The 24,372-nt window shown below is 51.4% G+C and carries 24 protein-coding genes; 15 read left to right on the top strand and 9 right to left on the bottom strand.

Annotated features, from left to right (window positions below; genetic code table 11):
- The first annotated feature begins 122 nt into the window (after window positions 1-122).
- Window positions 123-476: a DsrE/DsrF/TusD sulfur relay family protein gene (locus tag NA986_RS02855; RefSeq protein WP_001179794.1), complete on the top strand. Its 354-nt coding sequence runs from the start codon at window positions 123-125 to the stop codon at window positions 474-476.
- 79 nt (window positions 477-555) lie between these two features.
- On the opposite strand, the gene chaB is transcribed toward NA986_RS02855, so the two are convergent.
- A complete protein-coding gene (gene chaB, locus NA986_RS02850; RefSeq protein WP_001146392.1) occupies window positions 556-786 on the bottom strand; it encodes a putative cation transport regulator ChaB in 231 nt (76 codons plus the stop codon).
- Window positions 787-1,052: 266 nt separating this feature from the next.
- Here chaB and chaA point away from each other — a divergent pair, with 266 nt between their 5' ends.
- Window positions 1,053-2,153 carry a sodium-potassium/proton antiporter ChaA gene (chaA, locus tag NA986_RS02845; protein ID WP_000148420.1) on the top strand — a complete coding sequence of 367 codons (1,101 nt, stop codon included), beginning with the start codon at window positions 1,053-1,055 and terminating at the stop codon, window positions 2,151-2,153.
- A 53-nt stretch (window positions 2,154-2,206) separates the two neighbouring features.
- Here the strand turns inward: chaA and kdsA are convergent, their stop codons facing one another.
- Genes kdsA through hemA form a run of 6 tightly spaced genes read right to left on the bottom strand, consistent with a single transcriptional unit; the run spans window position 2,207 to window position 7,510 of the window.
- Window positions 2,207-3,061: a 3-deoxy-8-phosphooctulonate synthase gene (kdsA, locus tag NA986_RS02840; protein ID WP_000811046.1), complete on the bottom strand. Its 855-nt coding sequence runs from the start codon at window positions 3,059-3,061 to the stop codon at window positions 2,207-2,209.
- 37 nt (window positions 3,062-3,098) lie between these two features.
- A complete protein-coding gene (gene sirB1 / locus NA986_RS02835; RefSeq protein ID WP_001257065.1) occupies window positions 3,099-3,908 on the bottom strand; it encodes an invasion regulator SirB1 in 810 nt (269 codons plus the stop codon).
- Between the two features lie 3 nt (window positions 3,909-3,911).
- On the bottom strand, window positions 3,912-4,301 hold the full coding sequence (sirB2, locus tag NA986_RS02830; RefSeq protein ID WP_000150667.1) for an invasion regulator SirB2: 390 nt from the start codon (window positions 4,299-4,301) through the stop codon (window positions 3,912-3,914).
- The gene (prmC, locus tag NA986_RS02825) at window positions 4,298-5,131 is read right to left on the bottom strand and encodes a peptide chain release factor N(5)-glutamine methyltransferase (RefSeq protein ID WP_000347312.1); all 834 of its coding nucleotides are present in this window, start codon (window positions 5,129-5,131) and stop codon (window positions 4,298-4,300) included. The genes sirB2 and prmC overlap by 4 nt, the downstream gene beginning before the upstream one ends.
- Window positions 5,131-6,213 (bottom strand): peptide chain release factor 1, encoded by a 1,083-nt coding sequence (gene prfA, locus NA986_RS02820; protein WP_000804703.1) that lies wholly within the window; start codon window positions 6,211-6,213, stop codon window positions 5,131-5,133. The genes prmC and prfA overlap by 1 nt, the downstream gene beginning before the upstream one ends.
- A gap of 40 nt (window positions 6,214-6,253) precedes the next feature.
- Window positions 6,254-7,510 (bottom strand): glutamyl-tRNA reductase, encoded by a 1,257-nt coding sequence (gene hemA / locus NA986_RS02815; RefSeq protein WP_000173208.1) that lies wholly within the window; start codon window positions 7,508-7,510, stop codon window positions 6,254-6,256.
- 313 nt (window positions 7,511-7,823) lie between these two features.
- Between hemA and lolB the strand changes: the two genes are divergently transcribed.
- The 4 genes from lolB (at window position 7,824) to dauA (ending at window position 12,318) form a co-directional block, all read left to right on the top strand.
- Window positions 7,824-8,447: a lipoprotein insertase outer membrane protein LolB gene (gene lolB / locus NA986_RS02810; RefSeq protein ID WP_000174484.1), complete on the top strand. Its 624-nt coding sequence runs from the start codon at window positions 7,824-7,826 to the stop codon at window positions 8,445-8,447.
- Window positions 8,444-9,295, top strand: coding sequence for a 4-(cytidine 5'-diphospho)-2-C-methyl-D-erythritol kinase (gene ispE / locus NA986_RS02805; RefSeq protein ID WP_000988259.1), 852 nt, complete (start codon window positions 8,444-8,446; stop codon window positions 9,293-9,295). The genes lolB and ispE overlap by 4 nt, the downstream gene beginning before the upstream one ends.
- A 265-nt stretch (window positions 9,296-9,560) precedes the next feature.
- Window positions 9,561-10,508 (top strand): ribose-phosphate diphosphokinase, encoded by a 948-nt coding sequence (gene prs / locus NA986_RS02800; RefSeq protein WP_001518537.1) that lies wholly within the window; start codon window positions 9,561-9,563, stop codon window positions 10,506-10,508.
- A gap of 124 nt (window positions 10,509-10,632) precedes the next feature.
- Window positions 10,633-12,318, top strand: coding sequence for a C4-dicarboxylic acid transporter DauA (gene dauA / locus NA986_RS02795; RefSeq protein WP_001037186.1), 1,686 nt, complete (start codon window positions 10,633-10,635; stop codon window positions 12,316-12,318).
- A gap of 44 nt (window positions 12,319-12,362) precedes the next feature.
- On the opposite strand, the gene ychH is transcribed toward dauA, so the two are convergent.
- Window positions 12,363-12,641, bottom strand: coding sequence for a stress-induced protein YchH (gene ychH / locus NA986_RS02790; RefSeq protein WP_000823878.1), 279 nt, complete (start codon window positions 12,639-12,641; stop codon window positions 12,363-12,365).
- Window positions 12,642-12,916: 275 nt separating this feature from the next.
- On the opposite strand from ychH, the gene pth reads away from it, so the two are divergent.
- The 3 genes from pth to NA986_RS02775 all read left to right on the top strand — a co-directional run bounded on the left by pth (window position 12,917) and on the right by NA986_RS02775 (window position 16,078).
- The gene (gene pth / locus NA986_RS02785; RefSeq protein ID WP_001538256.1) at window positions 12,917-13,501 is read left to right on the top strand and encodes an aminoacyl-tRNA hydrolase; all 585 of its coding nucleotides are present in this window, start codon (window positions 12,917-12,919) and stop codon (window positions 13,499-13,501) included.
- Window positions 13,502-13,617: 116 nt separating this feature from the next.
- Window positions 13,618-14,709, top strand: coding sequence for a redox-regulated ATPase YchF (ychF, locus tag NA986_RS02780; RefSeq protein WP_000505850.1), 1,092 nt, complete (start codon window positions 13,618-13,620; stop codon window positions 14,707-14,709).
- A 748-nt stretch (window positions 14,710-15,457) separates the two neighbouring features.
- Window positions 15,458-16,078, top strand: coding sequence for a hypothetical protein (locus NA986_RS02775; RefSeq protein ID WP_024145024.1), 621 nt, complete (start codon window positions 15,458-15,460; stop codon window positions 16,076-16,078).
- A gap of 970 nt (window positions 16,079-17,048) precedes the next feature.
- Here NA986_RS02775 and NA986_RS02770 read toward each other — a convergent pair.
- Complete coding sequence (locus NA986_RS02770) at window positions 17,049-18,314, bottom strand: DUF4427 domain-containing protein (protein ID WP_198910082.1); 1,266 nt, start codon at window positions 18,312-18,314, stop codon at window positions 17,049-17,051.
- Window positions 18,315-18,808: 494 nt separating this feature from the next.
- Here NA986_RS02770 and hyaA point away from each other — a divergent pair, with 494 nt between their 5' ends.
- The 6 genes from hyaA to NA986_RS02740 are packed head-to-tail and all read left to right on the top strand — an operon-like array spanning window position 18,809 to window position 24,299.
- On the top strand, window positions 18,809-19,927 hold the full coding sequence (hyaA, locus tag NA986_RS02765; protein WP_001058311.1) for a hydrogenase 1 small subunit: 1,119 nt from the start codon (window positions 18,809-18,811) through the stop codon (window positions 19,925-19,927).
- Window positions 19,924-21,717, top strand: a complete 1,794-nt coding sequence (hyaB, locus tag NA986_RS02760) for a Ni/Fe-hydrogenase large subunit (RefSeq protein ID WP_000070982.1) — start codon at window positions 19,924-19,926, stop codon at window positions 21,715-21,717. The genes hyaA and hyaB overlap by 4 nt, the downstream gene beginning before the upstream one ends.
- 18 nt (window positions 21,718-21,735) lie before the next feature.
- Window positions 21,736-22,467, top strand: a complete 732-nt coding sequence (hyaC, locus tag NA986_RS02755; RefSeq protein ID WP_000147031.1) for a Ni/Fe-hydrogenase b-type cytochrome subunit — start codon at window positions 21,736-21,738, stop codon at window positions 22,465-22,467.
- Window positions 22,464-23,060 carry a hydrogenase 1 maturation protease gene (hyaD, locus tag NA986_RS02750; protein ID WP_000993809.1) on the top strand — a complete coding sequence of 199 codons (597 nt, stop codon included), beginning with the start codon at window positions 22,464-22,466 and terminating at the stop codon, window positions 23,058-23,060. Before hyaC ends, hyaD begins: the two co-directional genes overlap by 4 nt.
- Window positions 23,050-23,454, top strand: coding sequence for a hydrogenase-1 operon protein HyaE (hyaE, locus tag NA986_RS02745; RefSeq protein WP_001525159.1), 405 nt, complete (start codon window positions 23,050-23,052; stop codon window positions 23,452-23,454). Before hyaD ends, hyaE begins: the two co-directional genes overlap by 11 nt.
- Window positions 23,451-24,299, top strand: coding sequence for a hydrogenase expression/formation protein (locus NA986_RS02740; RefSeq protein WP_023216851.1), 849 nt, complete (start codon window positions 23,451-23,453; stop codon window positions 24,297-24,299). Before hyaE ends, NA986_RS02740 begins: the two co-directional genes overlap by 4 nt.
- The last annotated feature ends 73 nt before the right edge of the window (window positions 24,300-24,372 follow it).

Raw genomic sequence — 24,372 nt, 5'->3', positions numbered from 1 at the left:
AGGAATATCCTTATTTTTTCCGCAGAGCGTCCCGGGATTTTATCCACGCATTTGGCGGTACCCGGTTCCCGAGGTAACATAACGCCATTGCCGACAAAATTTCTCAAGGAGAAGGGTTATCCATGCAAAATATCGTCATTATCGCTAACGGCGCCGCCTACGGCAGCGAATCATTATTTAATAGCCTGCGTCTGGCCATTGCGCTGCGCGAGCAGGAAAGCCATCTCGATTTACGCCTGTTTTTGATGTCAGATGCCGTAACCGCAGGGTTACGCGGTCAAAAACCAGCCGAAGGCTACAATATTCAGCAAATGCTGGAAATTCTGACCGCGCAAAACGTACCGGTAAAATTATGCAAAACCTGTGCGGACGGACGTGGTATCACTCCCCTGCCGCTGATTGACGGTGTGGAAATCGGAACGCTGGTCGAGCTGGCGCAATGGACGCTGGCGGCGGACAAAGTGCTGACATTTTGAATCTGTACGCGGGAAAAGCTCCCGCGTCGGGATAGACTTCCGGCAAGAAAATCAGGCTAACGCGTGAGTAATACCGCGTTTATTTTTTCTTATGCCATTTATCATCCTCGCCTTTTTCATAATCGTTTTTAACCGCCGCCCAGGCGACTTTGTGTGCGGTTTCCTCGCGACTGGCGTCATCACGACGATCGGCTTTATCTTTATATTGCTCCCAGGCGCTATTAAACGCTTCTTTGTAAATGTCCTGGGCATGGGCTGGAAGAACATTCCGCACATTATCGGGTAAATCACTTTTGGCTTTATACGGCATCCGCACCTCCGTCTTCAGGGAAAACATTAAGTGTGGTAAACAATGCGTTATTACGCCAGTCGAGGAGGATTTTTGCTTTTTACGGAAATTAACTTTTTGTTATTTAAACACTGTTAAAACAAGATGCTTGTTTTACTAACCTTGAAAGAAAAAAATCGCCTACGCCGTAAAACTACGTAAAAAACCACTAAAAAAATACAAATTTCTGCTATTTTTACCTTCTTTACTCTTTCCAAAATATTAACACCTGCACAAGGGAGACCCTCATGACACATGCCTGTGAGGCGGTGAAAACCCGCCATAAGGAGACTTCGCTTATTTTCCCGGTTCTTGCGCTGGTAGTGCTGTTCCTTTGGGGAAGCAGCCAGTCACTACCAGTGGTTATTGGCATCAATATCCTTGCACTTATTGGTATTTTAAGCAGCGCATTTAGCGTGGTCCGTCATGCCGATGTATTAGCGCATCGACTCGGCGAACCCTATGGATCGCTTATTTTAAGCCTGTCCGTCGTTATTCTTGAGGTGAGTTTAATTTCCGCGCTGATGGCTACCGGCGATGCTGCGCCAACGCTTATGCGCGATACGCTCTACTCTATTATTATGATTGTCACCGGGGGACTGGTCGGTTTCTCGTTGTTGTTGGGCGGGCGTAAATTCGCAACGCAATATATGAATTTATTTGGGATTAAGCAGTATCTTATCGCGCTGTTTCCGCTGGCGATTATTGTGCTGGTTTTTCCAATGGCATTGCCGCAAGCCAATTTCTCTACCGGTCAGGCATTATTGGTCGCGTTAATTTCCGCCGCGATGTACGGCGTATTTTTGTTGATTCAAACCAAAACGCACCAGAGCTTATTTATCTATGAACATGAAGATGAAGGCGATGATGACAATCCACACCACGGTAAACCCTCCGCGCACAGTAGCGGCTGGCATACGGTCTGGTTACTCATTCATTTAATTGCGGTCATTGCCGTTACCAAAATGAATGCCAGCCCGCTGGAGGCGTTGCTGACCAGCATGAACGCCCCGGTCGCCTTTACCGGTTTCCTGGTTGCGTTGTTAATTCTCTCGCCGGAAGGACTGGGCGCGCTGAAGGCGGTACTGAATAATCAGGTTCAGCGGGCAATGAATCTGTTCTTCGGATCGGTGTTGGCGACGATTTCATTAACCGTGCCGGTCGTCACGCTCATCGCCTGGGTGACAGGTAATGATCTGGTGTTTGGTTTAGGCGCGCCGGAAATGGTAGTGATGGTAGCCTCGTTAGTGCTGTGCCATATTTCGTTCTCTACCGGACGCACCAACGTGCTAAACGGCGCGGCGCATCTGGCTCTATTTGCCGCCTATCTGATGACGATTTTTGCCTGATATAAAAAAGCCGGATAGTATCTTATCCGGCCTACACAAGCTAAAAACCGCAATCAGTTCTCGGTATCCAGCTCGTCAAAGCTTTTCACCAAATCATCAATCGCTTTTATCTGGGTCAGGAACTGCTCCAGTTTCGCCAGCGGCAGCGCGGAAGGACCATCGCACTTCGCGTTAGCCGGGTCCGGATGCGACTCCAGGAACAGGCCCGCCAGACCGACAGCCATACCGGCGCGCGCCAGCTCGGTCACCTGACCACGACGACCGCCCGAGGCAGCGCCAAATGGGTCGCGGCATTGCAGCGCATGGGTAACGTCGAAAATCACCGGCGAGTTGCCGGAGACCTTTTTCATCACGCTAAAGCCCAGCATATCCACCACCAGGTTGTCATAACCGAAGTTCGCGCCGCGATCGCACAAAATCACCTTATCGTTACCGCCCTCATGGAACTTATCCACGATATTGCCCATCTGACCCGGGCTTACGAACTGCGGCTTTTTCACGTTAATCACAGCGCCGGTTTTCGCCATCGCTTCCACCAGGTCGGTCTGGCGCGCCAGAAACGCCGGGAGCTGAATCACGTCAACCACATCAGCAACAGGCTGCGCCTGGCTGGCTTCATGGACGTCAGTGATCACTTTTACGCCAAATGTCTGCTTGAGTTCCTGGAAGATTTTCATCCCTTCTTCCAGACCCGGCCCACGGTAAGAGTGAATAGAGGAACGGTTGGCTTTATCAAAAGAGGCCTTGAACACGTAAGGAATACCCAGCTTCTGGGTAACGGTTACGTAGTGCTCACAAATGCGCATTGCCAGATCGCGTGACTCCAACACGTTCATACCGCCAAACAGCACAAACGGCAGGTCATTTGCCACCTTAATGTCGCCAATGTTAACCACTTTTTGTTTCATAGGATCGCCTTACACTTATAGGTAAAATGTCGGTTAATTAATGTAGAACAATTTGCTTGTGCGCAATGGTGTTGATCTGCGCACGAATCATTTCGCTGATCGGGTCTTCCGGACACTGTTCAACGAAGTAGCTTAAATCAGTCAGCGCAACGTGTTCACACTCAAGCTGCGCGTAGATCAACCCGCGGTCACGGATTTCGTAAGGATCTTCCGGGTTAAATTGCAACAATGCTTCGCTAACGCGCAGCGCCAGCTCCATTTGCCGTTCCTCCATCAGCGAGGATTTCAGCGTATCCAGTAGCTTACGAATCACTTCGGCGTTATCCGCTTCGTCCAAATCTTCATTAAACAACTCGGCGACCGGACTAATATTGCCTTTTAACCAGACTTCCAGAGTATGTTCATCAAGCGTTTCACCGTTGAACGGGTTAATCAGCCACATTTCCCCTTCCAGCGATTCAATACGCAAAATCAACTGCGTTGGGAAGATAACGGGCACCAACGGCAAATCAAGACGGTTTGCTATCCATAATAAAATAGCGCCCAACGATACCGCGCTCCCCTGGCGTTTTTTCAGGACTTTATCGAGCCATAAAGCATCAGAAAGACGGTAGACGCCGCGGGAATCCGTGAACCCCCACTCGCCGTAAAAAAGTGCCAGCAATTTTTCCAGTTGCTCATCCTGAGACAGGAGCTGGCTAATTTCTTCCTGCGCCAGACTGACCAGACGTTCCAGTTCGTCGTAGACAAACTGCGTGGGAAAATCCAGGCGAATCATCTCTGATGCCAGGATCATGCCATCACACAGCGGCGCATTGTTAAATTCGAAATCAGCTAACGACCTCATGACTTACCCCAGTAACGGTATTTTTGTGGTGGCGAGTTTAATGATGATGTACAGCACCACCAGCGCCAGCGGGAAAGCGATAAAACGCGCCTGCTGGCTGCGCGCCTGACGATAATCAAGCGCAATAAAACCCAAAACGATGTAGATGATAACGCCAAACAGTTTTTCAGTCAGCCATGAGCCCGACTCCGTGAATGGCAGGATGTGCGTTTTAACGATTAACCCAATACCGCTAAGCAGTAACAGGGTATCTATGACGGGAGGCACGATTCGTGTCCAGCGTGCGGCGGCCAACGCATGGCCGCAATAGCGCCACCAGTAACGAGCGACAAACAAACTGACGGAGAGCGCAACACAAATAAGATGAAGCGTGAGCAACATTGCAATTGTCATGGCGTAAAACGCCCGCAGGTTACGCGTTCATTACCGCCATAATCACGACACGTTTCTACATCCGTGTAACCAGACCGCCTGAAAACCGCTCTTACCGCTTCGCCCTGCTGCCAACCGTGTTCCAGCAGCAGGAAGCCGCCGGGCGTTAACATCTGGCGGGCGTTATCGATAATATGCGTAAGATCCGCCATACCGTTTTCGTCCGCCACCAACGCCGAGCGCGGTTCAAAGCGTACATCGCCTTCGCTAAGGTGCGGGTCCTGCGCGTCAATGTAGGGTGGATTGCTGACAATCATGTCGAACTGCTGCCCCGATAGCGCGCTGAACCAACAACTTTGCAGTATACGCACATTCCGGATAGCCAAATGTTCCGCGTTGCGTATCGCCAGCGCAACCGCATCAGGCATACGATCGACCGCAGTCACCTCGCAATCCGGTCGCTCGCAGGCCAGCGCCAGCGCAATCGCGCCGGTTCCGGTGCCTAAATCCAGAATACGACAGGTTTTGACCGGCAATCGCGCCAACGCCTGTTCAACCAGACATTCGGTATCCGGGCGCGGGATTAGCGTGGCGGGAGAAACGAAGAGCGGCAGCGACCAGAATTCGCGTAAGCCCGTCAGGTACGCAATAGGTTCGCCCTGTTTACGCCGCTGCAGCAGGTCCGCGAGCTGTTGTTGCTGGACGTCGGTAAGCGGCGTTTCGCCAAAGGCCATGATATACGTCCGCCCCTTGCCCGTGACGTACTCAAGCAGGATCTCGGCGTCGCGCCGGGGGCTGTCGCTGTCCCGGAGCTGGTTTACCGCCTCATGCAGCCAGTGCTGAAAATCCATTATTCCTGCTCGGACAATGCGGCTAACAGGTCAGCCTGATGTTCCTGAACAATCGGCTCAATCAGCATATCCAGCTTACCTTCCATCGTTTCATCAAGGCGATATAACGTCAGATTAATACGATGATCGGTCACGCGCCCCTGCGGGAAATTATAGGTCCGGTTACGATCGCTGCGATCGCCGCTGCCAAGCAGATTGCGTCGCGTTGACGCCTCGGCCTGCTGGCGTTTTGCAGTTTCGGCGGCGTGAATGCGCGCCCCGAGCACCGAGAGCGCTTTCGCTTTGTTTTTATGCTGCGAACGTTCGTCCTGGCATTCCACCACGATGCCGGTCGGCAAGTGGGTAATACGGATAGCGGAGTCGGTGGTGTTAACGTGCTGACCGCCCGCGCCGGAAGAACGAAACGTATCAATGCGCAGATCCGCCGGGTTAATATCCGGCAGCTCGGCTTCCGGCAGCTCCGGCATCACGGCGACGGTACAGGCGGAGGTATGGATACGTCCCTGCGACTCGGTCGCCGGAACACGCTGTACGCGGTGTCCGCCGGACTCAAATTTCAGCCGGCCATACACGCCGTCGCCGCTGATTTTGGCAATGATCTCTTTATAACCGCCATGCTCGCCTTCGCTCATGCTCATGATCTCCACGCGCCAGCGGCGCGCTTCGGCATAACGGCTGTACATGCGGAACAGATCGCCGGCAAACAGCGCGGCTTCGTCGCCACCGGTGCCGGCGCGAACCTCAAGGAACGCGTTTCGTTCATCGTCCGGATCTTTCGGCAGCAGCAGTACCTGTAACTGTTGCTCCAGTTGTTCGCTTTTTTCTTTCGCTTCGCGCAGTTCTTCCTGCGCCATTTCTCGCATTTCAGGATCGTCGAGCATCATCTGAGCCGTCTCGATATCGTCCTGAACCTGTTGCCAGTCCGTAAAACAGCGAGAAACGTCGCTTAATTGCGCATATTCGCGCGACAATGCGCGAAAGCGGTCCTGGTCGGCGATAATTCCCGCATCGCCCAGCAACGCCTGAACTTCCTCATGGCGTTCGTGCAGGGCTTCCAGTTTGGCAACGATAGAAGGCTTCATAGGCGTAAATTCACCCTGTAAAAAAGTGTGGTGTGTGCTGCTACTCCAGCCCGAGGCTGTCGCGCAGAATATTCAGGCGTTCGTCATCCCCGTCACGGGCAGCCTGTTGAAGTGATTTCGTTGGCGCATGAATCAGGCGGTTGGTCAGTTTCCATGCCAGATCCTGCAAGATGGCTTGCGCATCGCCGCCCTGTTGAAGGGCCGACAGCGCTTTGGTAGTCAGTTCGTCACGAATCTGCTCCGACTGACTACGGTATTCCCGAATGGTCTCGCTGGCCCCTTGGGCGCGTAGCCAGGCCATAAACTCGCTGGCTTCCTGCTCAACAATCGTTTCCGCTTCTACCGCCGCAGCCTGACGCTGCGCCAGATTATGCGAAATGATGCTCTGTAAATCATCGACGCTATAAAGATAAGCGTTCGCCAGTTTGCCGACTTCCGGCTCAACGTCGCGCGGTACGGCAATATCCACCAGCAGCATCGGCTGGTTGCGACGGCTTTTTAATGCGCGCTCCACCATGCCTTTACCGATAATCGGCAGCGGGCTGGCGGTCGAACTGATAATAATATCGGCATCCTGCAAACGGGCGTCGATATCGCTGAGCGAGATAACCTCAGCGCCTACCTCATCCGCCAGGGCTTGCGCGCGCTCGCGGGTTCGGTTGGCGATAATCATCTTTTGTACTTTATGCTCGCGCAGGTGACGCGCCACCAGTTCAATGGTTTCGCCCGCGCCAACTAACAGTACGGTGACCGTCGACAGCGATTCAAAGATTTGGCGGGCGAGCGTACAGGCGGCAAACGCGACGGAGACGGCGCTGGCGCCGATATCGGTTTCAGTCCGCACTCGCTTAGCGACGGAAAAAGACTTCTGAAACATTCGCTCCAGCGCGCTGGCGTTAAGGTGGCCTTTTTGCGAATCCGCAAACGCTTTTTTCACCTGACCGAGGATTTGCGGTTCGCCCAGCACCAGTGAATCCAGACCGCTGGCGACGCGCATCAGGTGGCTGACGGCGTCATTATCCTGATGCCAGTACAGACTGTTGCGCAGATCGTCCTCGTTCAGGTTATGGTAATCGCATAACCAGCGGATCAGCGCTTCTTGCAGGTTATCCTGCTCTTCCACGCTCAGATACAGCTCTGTACGGTTACAGGTTGACAGCACGACCCCGCCCTGCACCATTGGCTGCGCAAGCAGGCTGTCCAGCGCCTGATCAAGCGTGTCCGGCGAAAACGTTACGCGTTCTCGCAGCGATACAGGTGCCGTTTTATGGTTAATACCGAGCGCTAAAAGGGTCATGTCTGCGGGAGTAGTACCAGCGTTGATATGGTTAGTCTGCTTGCATCATACAGGATGCGCGTGGTCAATAAAAGAGAGAGCCCCCTTTTGGAGTAATTGGCAGCGCTCGCTAATTTGATGATTTAAGACAACTTGAAAGTAGACGATGTCACCAGGCGGCGCTAGCATTAAAGGCTATAACTGTAACCGATAGCAAAAATTTGCCGAATCGCGGCGCGAACGTTTTTACAGCCTGCAGGTTCAGTTTTCAGGCCTGATAAGCGTAACGCCATCAGGCAATTATTGCACCGTATCACAAGGATTCGTCATCACTATGACCCTGCCCGATTTTCGCCTGATTCGTCTACTGCCGTTAGCAAGCCTGGTTCTCACCGCCTGTACGCTTCCTGGGCATAAAGGCCCGGGCAAGAGCCCGGATTCCCCTCAGTGGCGCCAGCATCAGCAAGAGGTGCGTCATCTGAATCAATACCAGACGCGCGGCGCCTTTGCTTACATCTCAGATGATCAGAAAGTCTATGCGCGTTTCTTCTGGCAACAGACCGGACAGGATCGCTATCGCCTGCTGCTCACCAATCCGCTGGGCAGCACCGAGCTGGAGCTTAACGCCCAGCCGGGCAACGTCCAGTTGGTGGATAACAAAGGCCAGCGTTATACCGCCGATGACGCCGAAGAGATGATCGGCAAACTCACCGGGATGCCGATTCCGTTAAACAGCCTGCGGCAGTGGATCCTCGGTCTGCCTGGCGATGCCACCGACTACAAACTGGACGACCAGTACCGCCTGAGCGAAGTGAACTACCGCCAGGATGGTAAAAACTGGAAAGTGGTTTACGGTGGCTATGACAGCAAAACGCAGCCTGCCATGCCTGCCAATATGGAGCTTTCAGACGGCAGTCAGCGCATTAAGCTGAAAATGGATAACTGGATTGTGAAATGATGACCCATTGGCCTTCTCCGGCAAAATTAAATCTGTTTTTATATATCACCGGACAGCGTGCAGACGGCTACCACACGCTGCAGACGCTGTTTCAGTTTCTGGATTATGGCGACACACTCCACATCGAACCGCGTCGCGATGGCGAAATCCATTTATTAACGCCGGTTAACGGCGTTGAAAATGAAGACAATCTGATCGTCCGCGCCGCGCGGCTGTTGATGAAAGTCGCCTCGGAGAGTGGACGCCTGCCTGCCGGAAGCGGCGCGGATATCAGCATTGAGAAGCGCCTTCCCATGGGCGGCGGTCTGGGTGGCGGCTCGTCTAACGCCGCGACCGTTCTGGTGGCGCTCAATCATCTTTGGCAATGCGGGCTTTCCATTGATGAACTGGCGACGCTCGGCCTGACGCTCGGCGCCGACGTCCCGGTCTTTGTTCGTGGCCACGCCGCGTTTGCCGAAGGCGTAGGCGAAATATTAACGCCGGTGAATCCGCCGGAAAAATGGTATCTGGTCGCGCACCCTGGCGTAAGCATTCCGACGCCGGTTATCTTTAAAGATCCTCAATTGCCGCGTAATACGCCAAAAAGGTCAATAGATACGTTACTAAAATGTGAATTCAGCAATGATTGCGAGGTTATCGCAAGAAAACGTTTTCGCGAGGTTGATGCGGCGCTTTCCTGGCTGTTAGAATACGCGCCGTCGCGCCTGACTGGGACAGGGGCCTGTGTCTTTGCTGAATTCGATACAGAGTCTTGTGCTCGCCAGGTGCTTGAGCAAGCCCCGGAATGGCTCAATGCTTTTGTGGCGAAGGGTGTCAACCTCTCCCCATTGCATCGAGAGTTACTCTAACGCATTCGGGTTTCAGGAAGATGGCGAAATGACGAGTCGCCGGTCATATATGCCGTATTTGACCGGTGTGAGGCATCGATACCAGCGCACATGAAACGTGAATGAAGACGAGTAAGCCGGGCAAGCTGAGCTTCGGTGACAACGTCACCTTGTTCCAGACGTTGCATCGCGCTCTTTAATACACCGCCTGGATAGGATTTTGCCTGGCCCGCACAGTTTTCGGCAGATTCTTTCCACCAATGGACGCATGCCTGAGGTTCTTCTCGTGCCTGATATGAAGCTTTTTGCTGGTAACGCCACCCCGGAACTAGCACAACGTATTGCCAACCGCCTGTACACTTCTCTCGGCGACGCCGCCGTAGGTCGCTTTAGCGACGGCGAAGTCAGCGTACAAATCAACGAAAATGTACGCGGTGGTGATATTTTCATCATCCAGTCCACTTGTGCCCCAACCAACGACAACCTGATGGAATTGGTCGTTATGGTTGATGCCCTGCGTCGTGCTTCCGCAGGTCGTATCACCGCCGTTATCCCCTACTTTGGCTATGCACGTCAGGACCGTCGCGTACGTTCCGCCCGTGTGCCGATTACCGCAAAAGTTGTCGCTGACTTCCTGTCCAGCGTCGGCGTTGACCGCGTTCTCACCGTAGATCTGCATGCTGAACAGATCCAGGGCTTCTTTGACGTTCCGGTTGATAACGTGTTCGGTAGCCCAATCCTGCTCGAAGATATGCTGCAACTGAATCTGGATAACCCGATCGTGGTTTCTCCGGATATTGGCGGCGTGGTTCGTGCCCGCGCTATCGCTAAACTGCTGAACGATACCGATATGGCTATCATTGATAAACGTCGTCCGCGCGCGAACGTTTCTCAGGTGATGCACATCATCGGCGACGTCGCTGGCCGTGACTGCGTGCTGGTTGATGATATGATCGATACCGGCGGTACTCTGTGCAAAGCAGCAGAAGCATTGAAAGAACGTGGCGCTAAACGCGTGTTTGCCTACGCGACGCACCCGATCTTCTCAGGCAATGCGGCAAACAACCTGCGCAACTCCGTCATTGATGAAGTCGTTGTCTGCGACACCATTCCGCTGACCGACGAAATCAAAGCGCTGCCGAACGTGCGTACTTTGACCCTGTCAGGTATGCTGGCCGAAGCGATTCGCCGTATCAGCAACGAAGAATCGATTTCCGCCATGTTCGAGCATTGATCGAACCCGGATCTGAAACCCGCTGCGGCGGGTTTTTTTGTCTGTAACACCCTTTTGTATGACTTATGCCTCCTTCACCTGCCATTTAGTTGACAGATGATGCGCTCATGGATGAAACATTATTGTGAACAAATTATTTTCCTCACATGTGATGCCTTTCCGCGCTCTCATCGATGCTTGCTGGAAAGAAAAATATACCGCCTCCCGGTTCACCCGTGATGTGATAGCCGGGATCACCGTCGGGATTATTGCTATCCCGCTGGCGATGGCGCTGGCAATTGGCAGTGGCGTTGCGCCGCAGTATGGCCTCTATACCTCCGCTGTCGCCGGGATCGTGATCGCGCTAACCGGCGGCTCGCGCTTTAGCGTTTCCGGCCCTACCGCCGCGTTTGTGGTGATTTTGTATCCGGTATCGCAACAGTTTGGTCTGGCGGGCCTACTGGTCGCCACGCTGATGTCGGGCTTCTTCCTGATCCTTTTCGGCCTGGCGAGACTGGGGCGATTGATTGAATATATCCCGGTGTCGGTCACGTTGGGTTTTACCTCAGGGATTGGTATTACCATCGGTACCATGCAGATTAAAGATTTTCTTGGTCTGCAGATGGCCCATGTGCCAGAGCACTATTTGCAGAAAGTCGGCGCGCTGTTTATGGCGTTGCCCACCGTCAATATTGGCGATGCCGCCATTGGCGTGGTAACGCTGGGAACGTTGATTTTCTGGCCGCGTCTCGGTATTCGTCTGCCAGGACATCTTCCCGCGCTGCTGGCCGGTTGCGCCGTGATGGGAATCGTTAATCTGCTGGGCGGCAATGTGGCGACTATCGGCTCACAGTTCCATTACGTTCTGGCTGACGGCACTCAGGGCAACGGCATCCCGCAGCTCCTGCCGCAACTGATGCTGCCGTGGAGTCTTCCTGGCTCCGATTTCACGCTAAGCTGGGATTCACTGCGCGCGCTGCTGCCAGCGGCCTTCTCGATGGCAATGCTGGGGGCAATCGAATCATTGCTCTGCGCCGTCGTGCTGGACGGCATGACCGGCACCAAACATAAAGCTAACAGCGAACTTATCGGCCAGGGGCTGGGGAATATGGTCGCGCCGTTCTTTGGCGGCATCACCGCCACCGCCGCGATTGCCCGCTCTGCCGCCAACGTCCGCGCTGGCGCGACCTCTCCCGTCTCAGCGGTAATTCACGCTATCCTGGTTATTCTGGCGCTACTGGTCTTAGCCCCGCTACTCTCCTGGCTGCCGCTTTCCGCGATGGCGGCGCTACTGCTGATGGTGGCATGGAATATGAGTGAAGCCCATAAAGTGGTGGATCTGTTACGCCATGCGCCGAAAGACGACATTATCGTTATGCTGCTGTGCATGTCATTAACGGTTCTGTTTGATATGGTCATCGCCATCAGCGTGGGGATTGTCCTTGCTTCCCTGCTGTTTATGCGACGTATTGCGCGAATGACTCGACTTGCGCCGGTCAATGTCGATGTGCCTGATGATGTGCTGGTGCTGCGTGTTATCGGTCCACTCTTTTTCGCCGCGGCGGAAGGGCTGTTTACTGACCTTGAGTCACGTATTAAGGGCAAACGTATCGTCGTTCTGAAATGGGACGCAGTACCAGTGCTGGATGCAGGCGGGCTTGATGCTTTTCAGCGTTTTGTGAAGCGTCTGCCGGAGGGTTGCGAATTGCGTATCAGTAATCTGGAGTTCCAACCGCTGCGCACAATGGCGCGTGCCGGTATCAAACCTATTCCTGGGCGTCTGACCTTCTTCCCGAACAGGACGGAGGCGTTAGCGGATTTACTCAGTTAATGGACAATGCCCGGTGGCGATAACGCTTACCGGGCCTGAACCGGTTAGCTATGACGACGATTGTCGTTACGGCGGCAACGTTTGTCATAGTGACGTACCCACCAATATTTGTCGCTCACCTGCTCATGCCCCCCTACACGAGCCCCCGCCAGCCAAAGAACTGCCCCGACAAAAATGCTCAGTATTGCGCCATGCGCAAAAAATTGCGGCAAATTAAACTGCGGCAGTTGGTTTAAAATAGAGTAACCCACGCCGACAACCATCACGACCAGCCCCAACCCCATCAGCACGTTACCGAATAACGAAGCGTTTTTGCGTTTCATATGTCACCTCCGGAACTTTTGGGTTGTTTTTAGGAAATCCCCCTAAACTTTATGTGTAAAGTATAGACAACACTTCCGTTTGTAAGTGCGGCTGTGATCACAAATGTAAAGTTTCATTTAACAAAACTTTACAAATAACACACTGAACAGTTTACATTTTTAATAATCAATGCTGGCAATTATTTAATTTACTCCAGAGTGTCGCTGTGTTTTGTCAAGCGGGCAGACAGACAGTAAACTACGCGCCAGTTATGGATCTACTCAGGACAAAAAACGTGGCAATTAAATTGATTGTTGGTCTGGCGAATCCCGGTGCGGAATATGCCGCGACGCGACACAATGCAGGCGCATGGTACGTCGATTTACTGGCGGAGCGCCTGCGCGCGCCGTTGCGTGAAGAGCCTAAATTCTTTGGCTATACCTCACGCATCACGCTGGAAGGGGAAGATGTTCGCCTGCTGGTACCCACCACGTTCATGAACCTCAGTGGTAAAGCAGTTGGCGCAATGGCCAGTTTTTACCGTATTCAGCCGGACGAAATTCTGGTCGCTCACGACGAGCTGGACCTCCCTCCGGGCGTCGCGAAATTTAAACTTGGCGGCGGCCACGGCGGCCACAATGGTCTGAAAGACATCATCAGCAAGCTGGGCAATAATCCCAACTTTCACCGCTTACGCGTTGGAATTGGTCATCCAGGCGATAAAAATAAAGTTGTTGGTTTCGTGCTGGGTAACCCCCCTGTTTCTGAACAAAAATTAATTGATGAGGCCATTGACGAAGCGGCACGCTGTACGGAATTGTGGTTCAAAGAGGGTCTGGCCAAAGCAACAAGCCGTTTGCATACCTTTAAGGCGCAATAACCAGTGATGTGCGGCATTTTTGCCGCACGCCGTGTATAATAGGCGAAGTTATTTCCATTTCTGCAATCTGTTTTCTATAACAGGTTGATTATTAAGATATTAAGGTGAGTTAAATCATGGGATTCAAATGCGGTATCGTCGGTCTGCCCAACGTCGGGAAATCCACCCTGTTCAACGCGCTGACAAAAGCCGGTATTGAAGCGGCAAACTTTCCGTTCTGCACTATCGAACCGAATACCGGTGTCGTGCCGATGCCCGATCCGCGTCTGGACCAGTTGGCTGAGATTGTTAAACCGCAACGCATTCTACCAACCACGATGGAGTTCGTGGATATCGCCGGTCTGGTAAAAGGCGCGTCCAAAGGCGAAGGGTTGGGCAACCAGTTCCTGACCAATATCCGTGAAACTGAAGCTATCGGTCACGTGGTTCGCTGCTTTGAGAACGACAATATCATCCATGTGGCGGGTAAAGTAAACCCGGCAGAAGATATTGATGTTATCAATACCGAACTGGCGCTGGCTGACCTCGATACCTGCGAGCGCGCTATCCATCGCGTACAGAAGAAAGCCAAAGGCGGCGATAAAGACGCCAAAGCGGAACTGGCCGCACTGGAAAAATGCCTGCCGCACCTGGCCGAAGCGGGGATGCTGCGTTCGCTGGACCTGACGGACGAAGATAAAGCGGCTATCCGTTATTTAAGCTTCCTGACGCTGAAGCCGACGATGTATATCGCTAACGTCAATGAAGACGGTTTTGAAAATAACCCGTATCTGGACCAGGTTCGCGAAATCGCCGCCAAAGAAGGTTCGGTCGTGGTTCCGGTGTGTGCCGCCGTCGAAGCTGATATTGCTGAGCTGGATGATGACGAGCGCGACGAATTTATGGCTGAACTGGGTCTGGAAGAGCCGGGGCTGAACCGCGTTATTCGCGCAGGTTATCGCCTGCTGAACCTCCAGACCTACTTTACCGCCGGGGTGAAAGAAGTTCGCGCATGGACCATTCCGGTTGGCGCAACCGCGCCGCAGGCAGCAGGTAAAATCCATACCGACTTCGAAAAAGGCTTTATCCGCGCCCAAACAATCGCCTTTGACGACTTTATTACCTATAAAGGTGAACAAGGCGCGAAAGAAGCCGGTAAGATGCGAGCGGAAGGGAAAGATTACATCGTTAAAGATGGCGATATAATGAACTTCCTGTTCAACGTCTAATTAGTTTCTGTTGTCTCATGCGATCTCAGCGAATCGCATGAAGACTGGAAAACCCCATAAAATCCACGCACTTGCGTGGATTTTTCTTTTCACAATGTCTCAACTCATCTCGTAACAACGCTGTCAAAAATGAGTACAACATTCTTCCATCTTCATTTTAAGTAAGTACAAGAACGGTATAATAAATAAACAAGGCCCCATTATGCTCACCGATACGCACTGCCAGGGCCATAGTGTGAATGTTGTTTCGTCTAAGGTTTTGACTCTATACCAACTAAAAGCTTTTTAGAAAGGTATAGATACCGTATGGCCTGTTTGGGTTAACTCATATCACAGTATCGTACATAGCCTAAGATCTTGTTCAGGCGCTCCCCTACACTCACCACCGGGGATCTTAGGCCAACTGCATGAACTACAAAATTATAATCATTTTGCAATTCTGAAACTAATTATAATTTGCGATTGCACTGCCATTAATTTAATACGCATAATGAATGAATAAAAAATCATTAAAATCGTAGACTGTAATACTCCAGAATCGCGTGAAAGAATTTATATTAAAATATTGAGATGTTTTTTTAACAAAGAATCAACCCTGTTTGCTCTGTGACTATAGAGAAATACCGAAAGTTTTATTTTAGATCAAATCCAACCGGCTGGACGCACCATCATCAATTTTAGATTGACATTCATTAATAATAGTAGAATAGTGACCATAGAAATTTCGGTAGATATACAGGATGATGCCGTGGATAGTTTTATTTATAATTTAATCATTTTCTTATTTATTGCCTTTTTGATAACGTTTTTTATATTCACACAAAGAATAAAAGCTAAAGCAATAGATAAAATTGACAATAGTTTGACGCTTTACAGCATTATCTTTAACAAGGGCGTTCAGGACCATGTCACATCTCCTCAGAATATCATATCACATTTAAAAATCGATCGTTTTTACCCATTGGTCACTTACCTCCCTGCAATCCCACTCTTTTTTCTTGTTTTATATTGCCTGGAAGGCTTGTCATTAGCAATATTAACAATTTCCATCATTGTATTACTTTCATTTGCTGCATTGAGTCTTACAATGTCACTTGATATATATGAAAATGCTATTGTTCATAATACTTTGCTAAGGAAAAGAGTCTTTTTATTTAGCCAACTTGACTCTATTGATGAAAAAATAGACTATGACGGTGTTCCAAACACAAAAGAAGAAGCGCTAATGTATCCAAGATATTATGCCATAGTAAAAAATGGACGAGTCATCTTTTGCATACCGAAAACACTTAGTAATTACTCCAGTTTCAAAAAAAATTTCAATGAATCGTCTATTTTTATAAAAGAAATAATAGGCAACGAATATTAACCAGATAATTAACCCATTATTTATCAGGAAGGTATAAAATGTTTCAGAATTCAGGCGAAGTGATTATGTACTTCGGTTGTTTTTTATTCTCCTTACCATTCATCCTTGTTTTAATTAGAAAAGTACTTTTTTTTTGTGGGGCTACAATATAATTTCCTTCATAGCCACAAAGCAGGTGTCTCTTTTGGATTGCTACTTATATATGGACTTATCATCGCATACATAGGGCAGTCGTATAAAGACAGGATCTGCAATGATGTGATGCTTTCTTATTATGAACAAGGTATAAATTATTCTGAGCTAACGCCATCGCAGAGGATAAATATATTATATGCGAGTATTCATATGCCTATAGATTTCAAAAAAGGTAACGACGTCTCTAAATACTTACCTGCGTTAGAAAAATACACATACCAATCAAAAATATATAAACATAAATCAATAGAAAAGGCCAAAGAAGAGACAAATCAATTTATGAAAATATTCACACAATAATTATACATACTGCATACCAAGCCACAAGTGCGGTAAACACATCGACCTTTGGTGTACATTAACACTAAGAGCCTATCCCACCAGGCGTTATTGGCGCAGCCAGTTTGGACACGGACAGCGCGCAAAAACCGGAGCGTACACGTAGTACGTGAGGTTTGACTCGCTACGCTCGCCCTTCGGGCCGCCGCAAGCGGCGTTCAAAACGCTAACGCGTTTTGGCGAGCACTGCCCAGGTCCAAAATGGCAGGTAAAATAACCCTAATGGGATAGGCTCTAAGCGTCAATCCCTCTTACACAGTTATAGCAGCGCACCAGGTACAATGCATTGATACTTAAAGATTGGTATAGAAATTCATAATTGGAAACATCGAAGATTCAGAGTTTTCGTCAGAGATCGGGCCAGGGTCAATCTGGCCGGGATCTCAAAAATGCATGGAACTAAAGCGAGTCTATTTACAGTAAGTTCTTTTCTTAATTACCAGTCGACATTCACTGTATGATTATAAAAAGGATGCTGGTCCTTTAGCGGCGTCTCATAACTTGGGATCGCATCATAATCATCTTTTCCCCAAACGGAATACCTTCCCGCTTCGATATCAAAACGATGTTTGAGCCATCCCGCAACATGACTTGCGAAAGCTTCTTTTCTTCTTAATGGCCAATCAACAGAAGCCAAATTAACATCTAATAAGTACCGCCCTTCTTTATTAACCTTGATCATTCCAGCCTGCAGTAACGCCCGTACCACCTGGGATTGGTTATCATGAATCCAGACCCAGGCATTTCCAAATTCCATTGCATAACTATCATTTAGAAAATCTTTTTTTGAGTATAATTCATTTACATAATCATTGATAGAATCAGCATAATTTTTTACTTTAGATGCAGATAAATCAAAAAAAGATTCAAATCCGAAAGTATTATCATTAATACAAGACAGTAACGCGCCCGGTTCCGAGAGCTGGGTCCATGATTGTAAACTCTCTACAGCTATAATGAATTTGAAAGTATTTCTTCCAATGACACCCCGGTCAATTAAAGTTAAAATATCGTGAGCTACGGTAGAGATATCTTCTGCAAATGGGACTATTATTCCCGCACCATTTATTTCGCTTGATTTAAAATCAAACCCTGGGGTGCTTTCAATGTTTTCCGGAATACCATACTCTTTAATATGATTAAGGAAATTTTTAATATCGCCACGATATGGCCATCGCCATTCACGTTCATGTATCCAGTCAATCTTACCTGGAACATAAGTAACATATCTATATTGTTCAATCAAAGGAAGAGCAGTTTCATCAAGAATACGTTCCCCGTTTCTGCCTTGCGAGCATCGAGCATTGTTATGCTCATCCAACCCATATATGACTGGCCTTGCCCCATAATTAAACATTTGCTCTTTAGGTAAAACGATTGCATATAAACCGATTTTTTCATTTCGTTCTAATCGGCGAACACCAGTTTCTAAATAAGCTGCAATCGGCATATCTGTAAAGCATACCACCGGGGAGTCACCATATACGGTTCGTTGCCCATTTCGGTATGACCAGGACGAGAAAATTTTATGACTGCGTAAAGATAATCGAAGTAAATATTTAGCATCAATGAAACAGGCGTGGTGCTGATTATTAAAACCACAGTGTTCAGGCAAATAAATATGGCTACCGGTCTCTAAATTAACGTCCCGAAAAAAATGAATCAAATAATCGGACAAGTCAAATCTGATGTTATTTTTCATGGGACGCCCTCTTTCAAACGGTCTCTTTTTTGCATTCCTTTAAAACCAGCACTATTATTTTATATAAAAATCATCACGAAGTATGCTTCTTTTAACGATGACATCAAATCCTCCCTCCTTTTGCATCAACTTACGTATCCCTGAAATGGCGAGACCAGGCTAAATCTACCCGAGGTTGCTCGCTGAAAACCTCATCCTGGAACAAGCTCAACCGTCCTTCCCCGCCACGGCCCTTTCGCCGAAAAACCGATAATGGGTATAAATATACCGCTATAAGCTATACCCACACACTTCACATTGTTTCTTATCGTTAATCCGATACGCTTTTTTCACATTATTTCTGGCGATATACGCTGGTGCAAAGTGAATCGGGCTCGTTTCCGCGCTCGCGCGTAACACAATGATTTACCTTGCTGGCGGAACGTCAACGGACCCGCAAAAGCGCCTTATGCCCCTGGCGGAGCGTGGTGCAAAAAGGAGAAAAAATACGCGTTATGAATAACGAGGAGACCTTTTATCAAGCCATGCGTCGTAAGGGAGTGACCCGACGCAGCTTTCTCAAATTCTGTAGCCTTGCCGCCACATCGCTGGGACTGGGCGCCGGAATGACGCCAAAGATCGCCTGGGCGCTGGAAAATAAACCGCGGATTCCGGTGGTCTGGATTCATGGACTGGAATGCACCTGCTGTACCGAATCCTTTATCCGTTCCTCGCACCCGCTAGCCAAAGATGTGATCCTCTCGCTGATTTCCCTCGATTATGACGACACCCTGATGGCCGCCGCCGGCGCACAGGCCGAAGAAGTCTTTGACGATATTACCACTCGCTACGCCGGGAAATACATTCTGGCGGTGGAAGGCAATCCACCGTTAGGAGAACAAGGGATGTTCTGTATCAGCGGCGGTCGCCCGTTTATTGAAAAACTGAAGAAAGCCGCCGCGGGCGCCAGCGCTATTATCGCCTGGGGAAACTGCGCCTCCTGGGGTTGCGTCCAGGCCGCCCGCCCCAATCCAACCCAGGCAACGCCTATCGATAAAGTGATCACCGACAAGCCGATCGTGAAAGTCCCTGGATGTCCGCCAATCCCGGATGTCATGAGCGCCATTATCACCTATATGGTGACGTTTGATCGTCTGCCGGAACTCGATCGCATGGGTCGTCCACTGATGTTCTACGGTCAGCGTATCCACGATAAATGCTACCGCCGCGCCCATTTTGACGCCGGTGAATTTGTTGAGAGCTGGGATGATGACGCCGCCCGCAAGGGATACTGCCTGTACAAGATGGGCTGTAAAGGGCCAACCACCTATAACGCCTGCTCCTCCACACGCTGGAATGACGGCGTCTCCTTTCCTATCCAGTCCGGTCACGGATGTCTGGGATGTTCAGAAAATGGTTTCTGGGATCGCGGCTCGTTTTATAGCCGCGTGGTGGATATTCCCCAGATGGGTACCCATTCAACCGCCGATACGGTGGGGCTGACCGCGCTGGGCGTGGTCGCGGCGGGCGTTGGCGGTCACGCTATCGCCAGCGCGCTCAACCAACGTAAACGCCACAAACAACAGTTAGCGCAAGCCGAACAACAGCCGGACAATGAGGATAAACAGGCATGAGTAACCAGTATCAAACCCAGGGTTATACCGTTAACGACGCCGGCCGTCGTCTGATCGTGGACCCGATTACCCGCATCGAAGGGCATATGCGCTGCGAAGTGAACATTGATGAGCAAAACGTCATTACCAATGCCGTTTCCTGCGGCACAATGTTCCGCGGGCTGGAGATCATTCTGCAAGGCCGTGACCCGCGTGACGCCTGGGCGTTTGTTGAACGTATTTGTGGTGTCTGTACCGGGGTACATGCTCTGGCGTCGGTGTACGCTATCGAAGATGCGATTGGTATCCAGGTGCCGGATAACGCCAATATTATACGTAACATCATGCTGGCTACGTTGTGGTGCCACGATCATCTGGTCCATTTTTATCAGTTAGCCGGTATGGACTGGATTGATGTTCTGAATGCGCTGAAAGCCGATCCGCGCGCCACCTCGCAGTTGGCGCAAAGCCTTTCCGCCTGGCCAATGTCATCGCCGGGCTACTTCTTTGACGTACAAAATCGATTAAAGAAATTTGTCGATGGTGGCCAGCTTGGGATATTCCGTAACGGCTATTGGGGACATCCACAGTACAAACTGTCGCCAGAGGCTAATCTGATGGGCTTTGCCCACTATCTTGAAGCCCTCGACTTCCAGCGCGAGATCGTCAAAATCCATACCATATTTGGCGGTAAGAACCCCCATCCTAACTGGATCGTTGGCGGGATGCCGTGCGCGATCAATCTCGATCAAAGCGGCGCGGTCGGGGCTATCAATATGGAGCGCCTCAACCTGGTGCAGTCGATCATCACCCGCACCGCCGACTTCATTAACAACGTGATGGTTCCGGACGCGCTGGCTATCGGCCAGTTCAATAAAGCATGGAGTCAAATTGGCACCGGTCTGTCGGATAAATGCGTGCTGAGCTACGGCGCATTTCCGGACATTGCCAACGACTTCAGCCAGCAAAGCCTGTTAATGCCGGGCGGCGCGGTGGTCAATGGCGACTTTAAAAATGTCATGCCGGTAGATTTGGCCGATCCGCAGCAGATACAGGAGTTTGTGGATCACGCCTGGTACCGCTATCCGGACGATCGGCTGGGGCGTCATCCTTTTGACGGCATTACCGATCCCTGGTACAACCCGGGTGATGTCAAAGGCAGCGATACGCATATCCAGCAGCTCAACGAGCAGGAACGCTACTCCTGGATTAAAGCGCCGCGCTGGCGGGGTCATGCCATGGAAGTCGGCCCGCTTGCCCGAACGCTTATCGCGTACCACAAAGGGGACGCTGCCACCATAGAGTCGGTAGATCGCATGATGTCCGCCCTTAAACTGCCGCTCTCCGGTATCCAGTCTACGCTTGGCCGTATTTTATGCCGCGCGCACGAAGCGCAATGGGCCGTCGGTAAGCTGCAGTATTTTTTCGACAGGCTTATGACCAACCTGAAAAACGGCGACCTGGCCACCGCCAATACCGAGAAATGGGAACCGGCCAGTTGGCCGCAGCACTGCCGCGGCATCGGTTTTACCGAAGCGCCTCGCGGAGCGTTGGGGCACTGGGCGTCAATACGCGATCAGAAGATTGAACTCTATCAGTGCGTGGTCCCCACCACCTGGAACGCCAGCCCGCGCGATCCTAAAAAACAGATCGGCGCCTATGAAGCGGCATTGATGGGAACACAAATGGCGATTCCCGACCAACCGTTAGAAATCCTGAGGACGCTGCACAGCTTCGACCCCTGCCTCGCCTGCTCAACCCACGTGCTCGGCGACGACGGCAGCGAACTGATTGCCGTCCAGGTACGCTAAGCGTTAAGGAAAAGAACGATGACTGGAAAGCTATCTCCACGCGTCGGGGAGGCGCGTGATACTGCCGTCAGCCACTATGTGTTTGAAGCGCCGGTACGCCTGTGGCACTGGCTAACGGTGGCCTGCATGTTGGTACTGATGGTAACAGGCTACTTCATTGGCCGGCCCTTGCCGTCGGTGAGTGGCGAGGCGACCTATCTGTTTTACATGGGCTATATCCGGCTGATCCACTTTGCCGCCGCGATGATCTTTACCGTGTTACTGCTGGGGCGAATTTATTGGGCCTGTGTCGGCAACCGCTATTCGCGAGAGCTGTTTATCGTCCCGGTCTGGCGTCGCAGTTGGTGGCAAGGCGCTTTCTCCGTGGTTCGCTGGTATCTGTTTCTGGAGAAAAAACCGGGGAGCGACATCGGACATAACCCTGTCGCGCAGGCCGCGATGTTCGGCTATTTCCTGTTATCGGTATTTATGATCCTCACCGGTTTCGCTCTGTTTGGCGAGCATAGCCAGTACGCGATCTTTGCGCCGTTCCGCTATGTGGTTGAATTTTTCTACTGGACCGGCGGCAACTCCATCGATATTCACAGCTGGCACCGACTGGGCATGTGGCTGATCGCCGCCTTCATCGTCGGGCACGTTTACCTCGCTATCCGGGAAGACATTATGTCCGACGATACGGTGATCTCCACCATGATCAATGGCTATCGCAGCCATAAATTCCCCAAACCGCACGACAAGGAGCCCTCATGAATGCGCAACGCGTAGTGGTGATGGGGTTAGGAAACCTGCTGTGGGCCGATGAAGGATTCGGTATCCGGGTCGCGGAGCGTTTGTATGCCCGATATCACTGGCCTGAAGAGGTGGAAATTGTGGACGGCGGTACGCAAGGGCTAAACCTGTTAGGTTATGTAGAGCAAGCCAGCCATCTCCTGCTCCTTGACGCGATCGATTACGGCCTGGCGCCGGGCAGCCTGCGAACCTATGCCGGCGAGAAAATCCCCGCGTATCTCAGCGCCAAAAAAATGAGTCTGCATCAAAACAGTTTTTCCGAAGTTCTGGCGCTGGCCGACATCCGCGGGCATCTGCCCTGTCACATAGCGCTGGTCGGTCTGCAACCGGCGCAACTGGACGACTATGGCGGTAGCCTGAGCGAAATAGCTCGCAGCCAGCTACCGGCGGCGGAACAGGCCGCCCTGGCGCAACTGGCCGCCTGGGGGATCGTACCGCAGGCAAACGAGGTCGCACGCTGCCTGAACTATAAATGCCTGTCGATGGAAAATTATGAGGGAGTGCGCATACGTCAATATCAGACACGTCTGGAGGGCAAAAGAAGTGGCGAATGACACCCCGTTCTCTGCGCTATGGCAACGCCTGTTAACCCGGGGATGGCAACCGGTAGAGGCTTCCACGGTAGACGACTGGATCAAACTGGTTGAAGATGGCGTCATCCTGTTAAGTAGCGATCCGCGGCGTACGCCGGAAGTCAGCGATAACCCGGTGATGATTGCCGAACTCCTGCGTGAGTTCCCGCAGTTTGACTGGCAGGTGGCGGTGGCCGACCTTGAACAAAGCGAAGCTATCGGCGATCGCTTTAATGTTCGTCGGTTTCCGGCGACGTTGGTTTTTACAGACGGCGAGCTACGCGGCGCGCTCAGCGGCATTCATCCCTGGGCTGAACTGCTCACGCTGATGCGTTCGATGGTTGACACTCCCGCAGCGCAGGAGACAGTACAATGAGCAACGCCTTTTTTCATCTGCTGGGGCCAGGTACGCAGCCTGATGACGCTAGTTTCTCGATGAATCCCTTACCGCTCACCTGTCAGGTCAATGGCGACCCAAGTATGGCGGCGCTGGAGCGCTGCGCTCACAGCCCGGCGGTGATGGCATTGTTGACCGATCTGCGAGGTCAGCTTGCCCGGCGCATCCCGGAAGTCGGCGACGTGCTGGGATGGGAGTTATCTCCCCTGAATGCCGATGATCTCTCATTCCTCAATACGCTATTGGGCGAAGGCGAAGTCTCGGTACGCATTCAGCATCCGGACGGGAGTGAAAGCGAGATCCAGGAGACCATCTTCTGCGGCCTGTGGCGGGTACGCCATCTGCATAACCGACGTCTGCTGACGGATCGTCTGGAAGCGGGTAGCGCGCCCCTGACATTGTGGCAAGCGGCGACTGCCGATACGCTGCCTGACGACTCTCTGCTGCCTCCGCCTGTCGCTGGCCTGATGAATGGACTGCCGCTGGCCCATGAGTTATTGGCGCACGTACGCGATCCGGCGTTGCAACCTCACAGCATCAATTTGACCCAACTGCCGCTCAGCGAGGCCGATCGTCTTTTTCTGGCGCGTTTATGCGGACACGGGAACATCCAGATTCGCATCTCCGGGTATGGCGAAAGCCAAATCAACGCCACAGCATTGCGCCATCTCTGGTATGTGCGCTGTCTGGACGCCCTTAAAGGGCCGTTGCTCGATAGCTATGAGATTTGTCCTTTGCCGGAGCTGGTACTGGCGGCCCCGGAAGATCTGGCCGATTCGCGCCAGCGCCTGGATGAAGTCTGCCGATGGCTGGAGACGCGCTAACGCTCTCAACAGGAACGTAACCGGTATCCGGTACTGATTAGCTTTTTACTCTCTTTCTGCCTACAGGAGTTAG

Source organism: Salmonella sp. NW177 (assembly GCF_051811585.1).
GTDB classification, from domain to species: domain Bacteria; phylum Pseudomonadota; class Gammaproteobacteria; order Enterobacterales; family Enterobacteriaceae; genus Salmonella; species Salmonella enterica.
The sequence above is the reverse complement of the archived record's forward strand: the minus strand, read 5'-3'. Positions and strand labels throughout refer to the sequence as shown.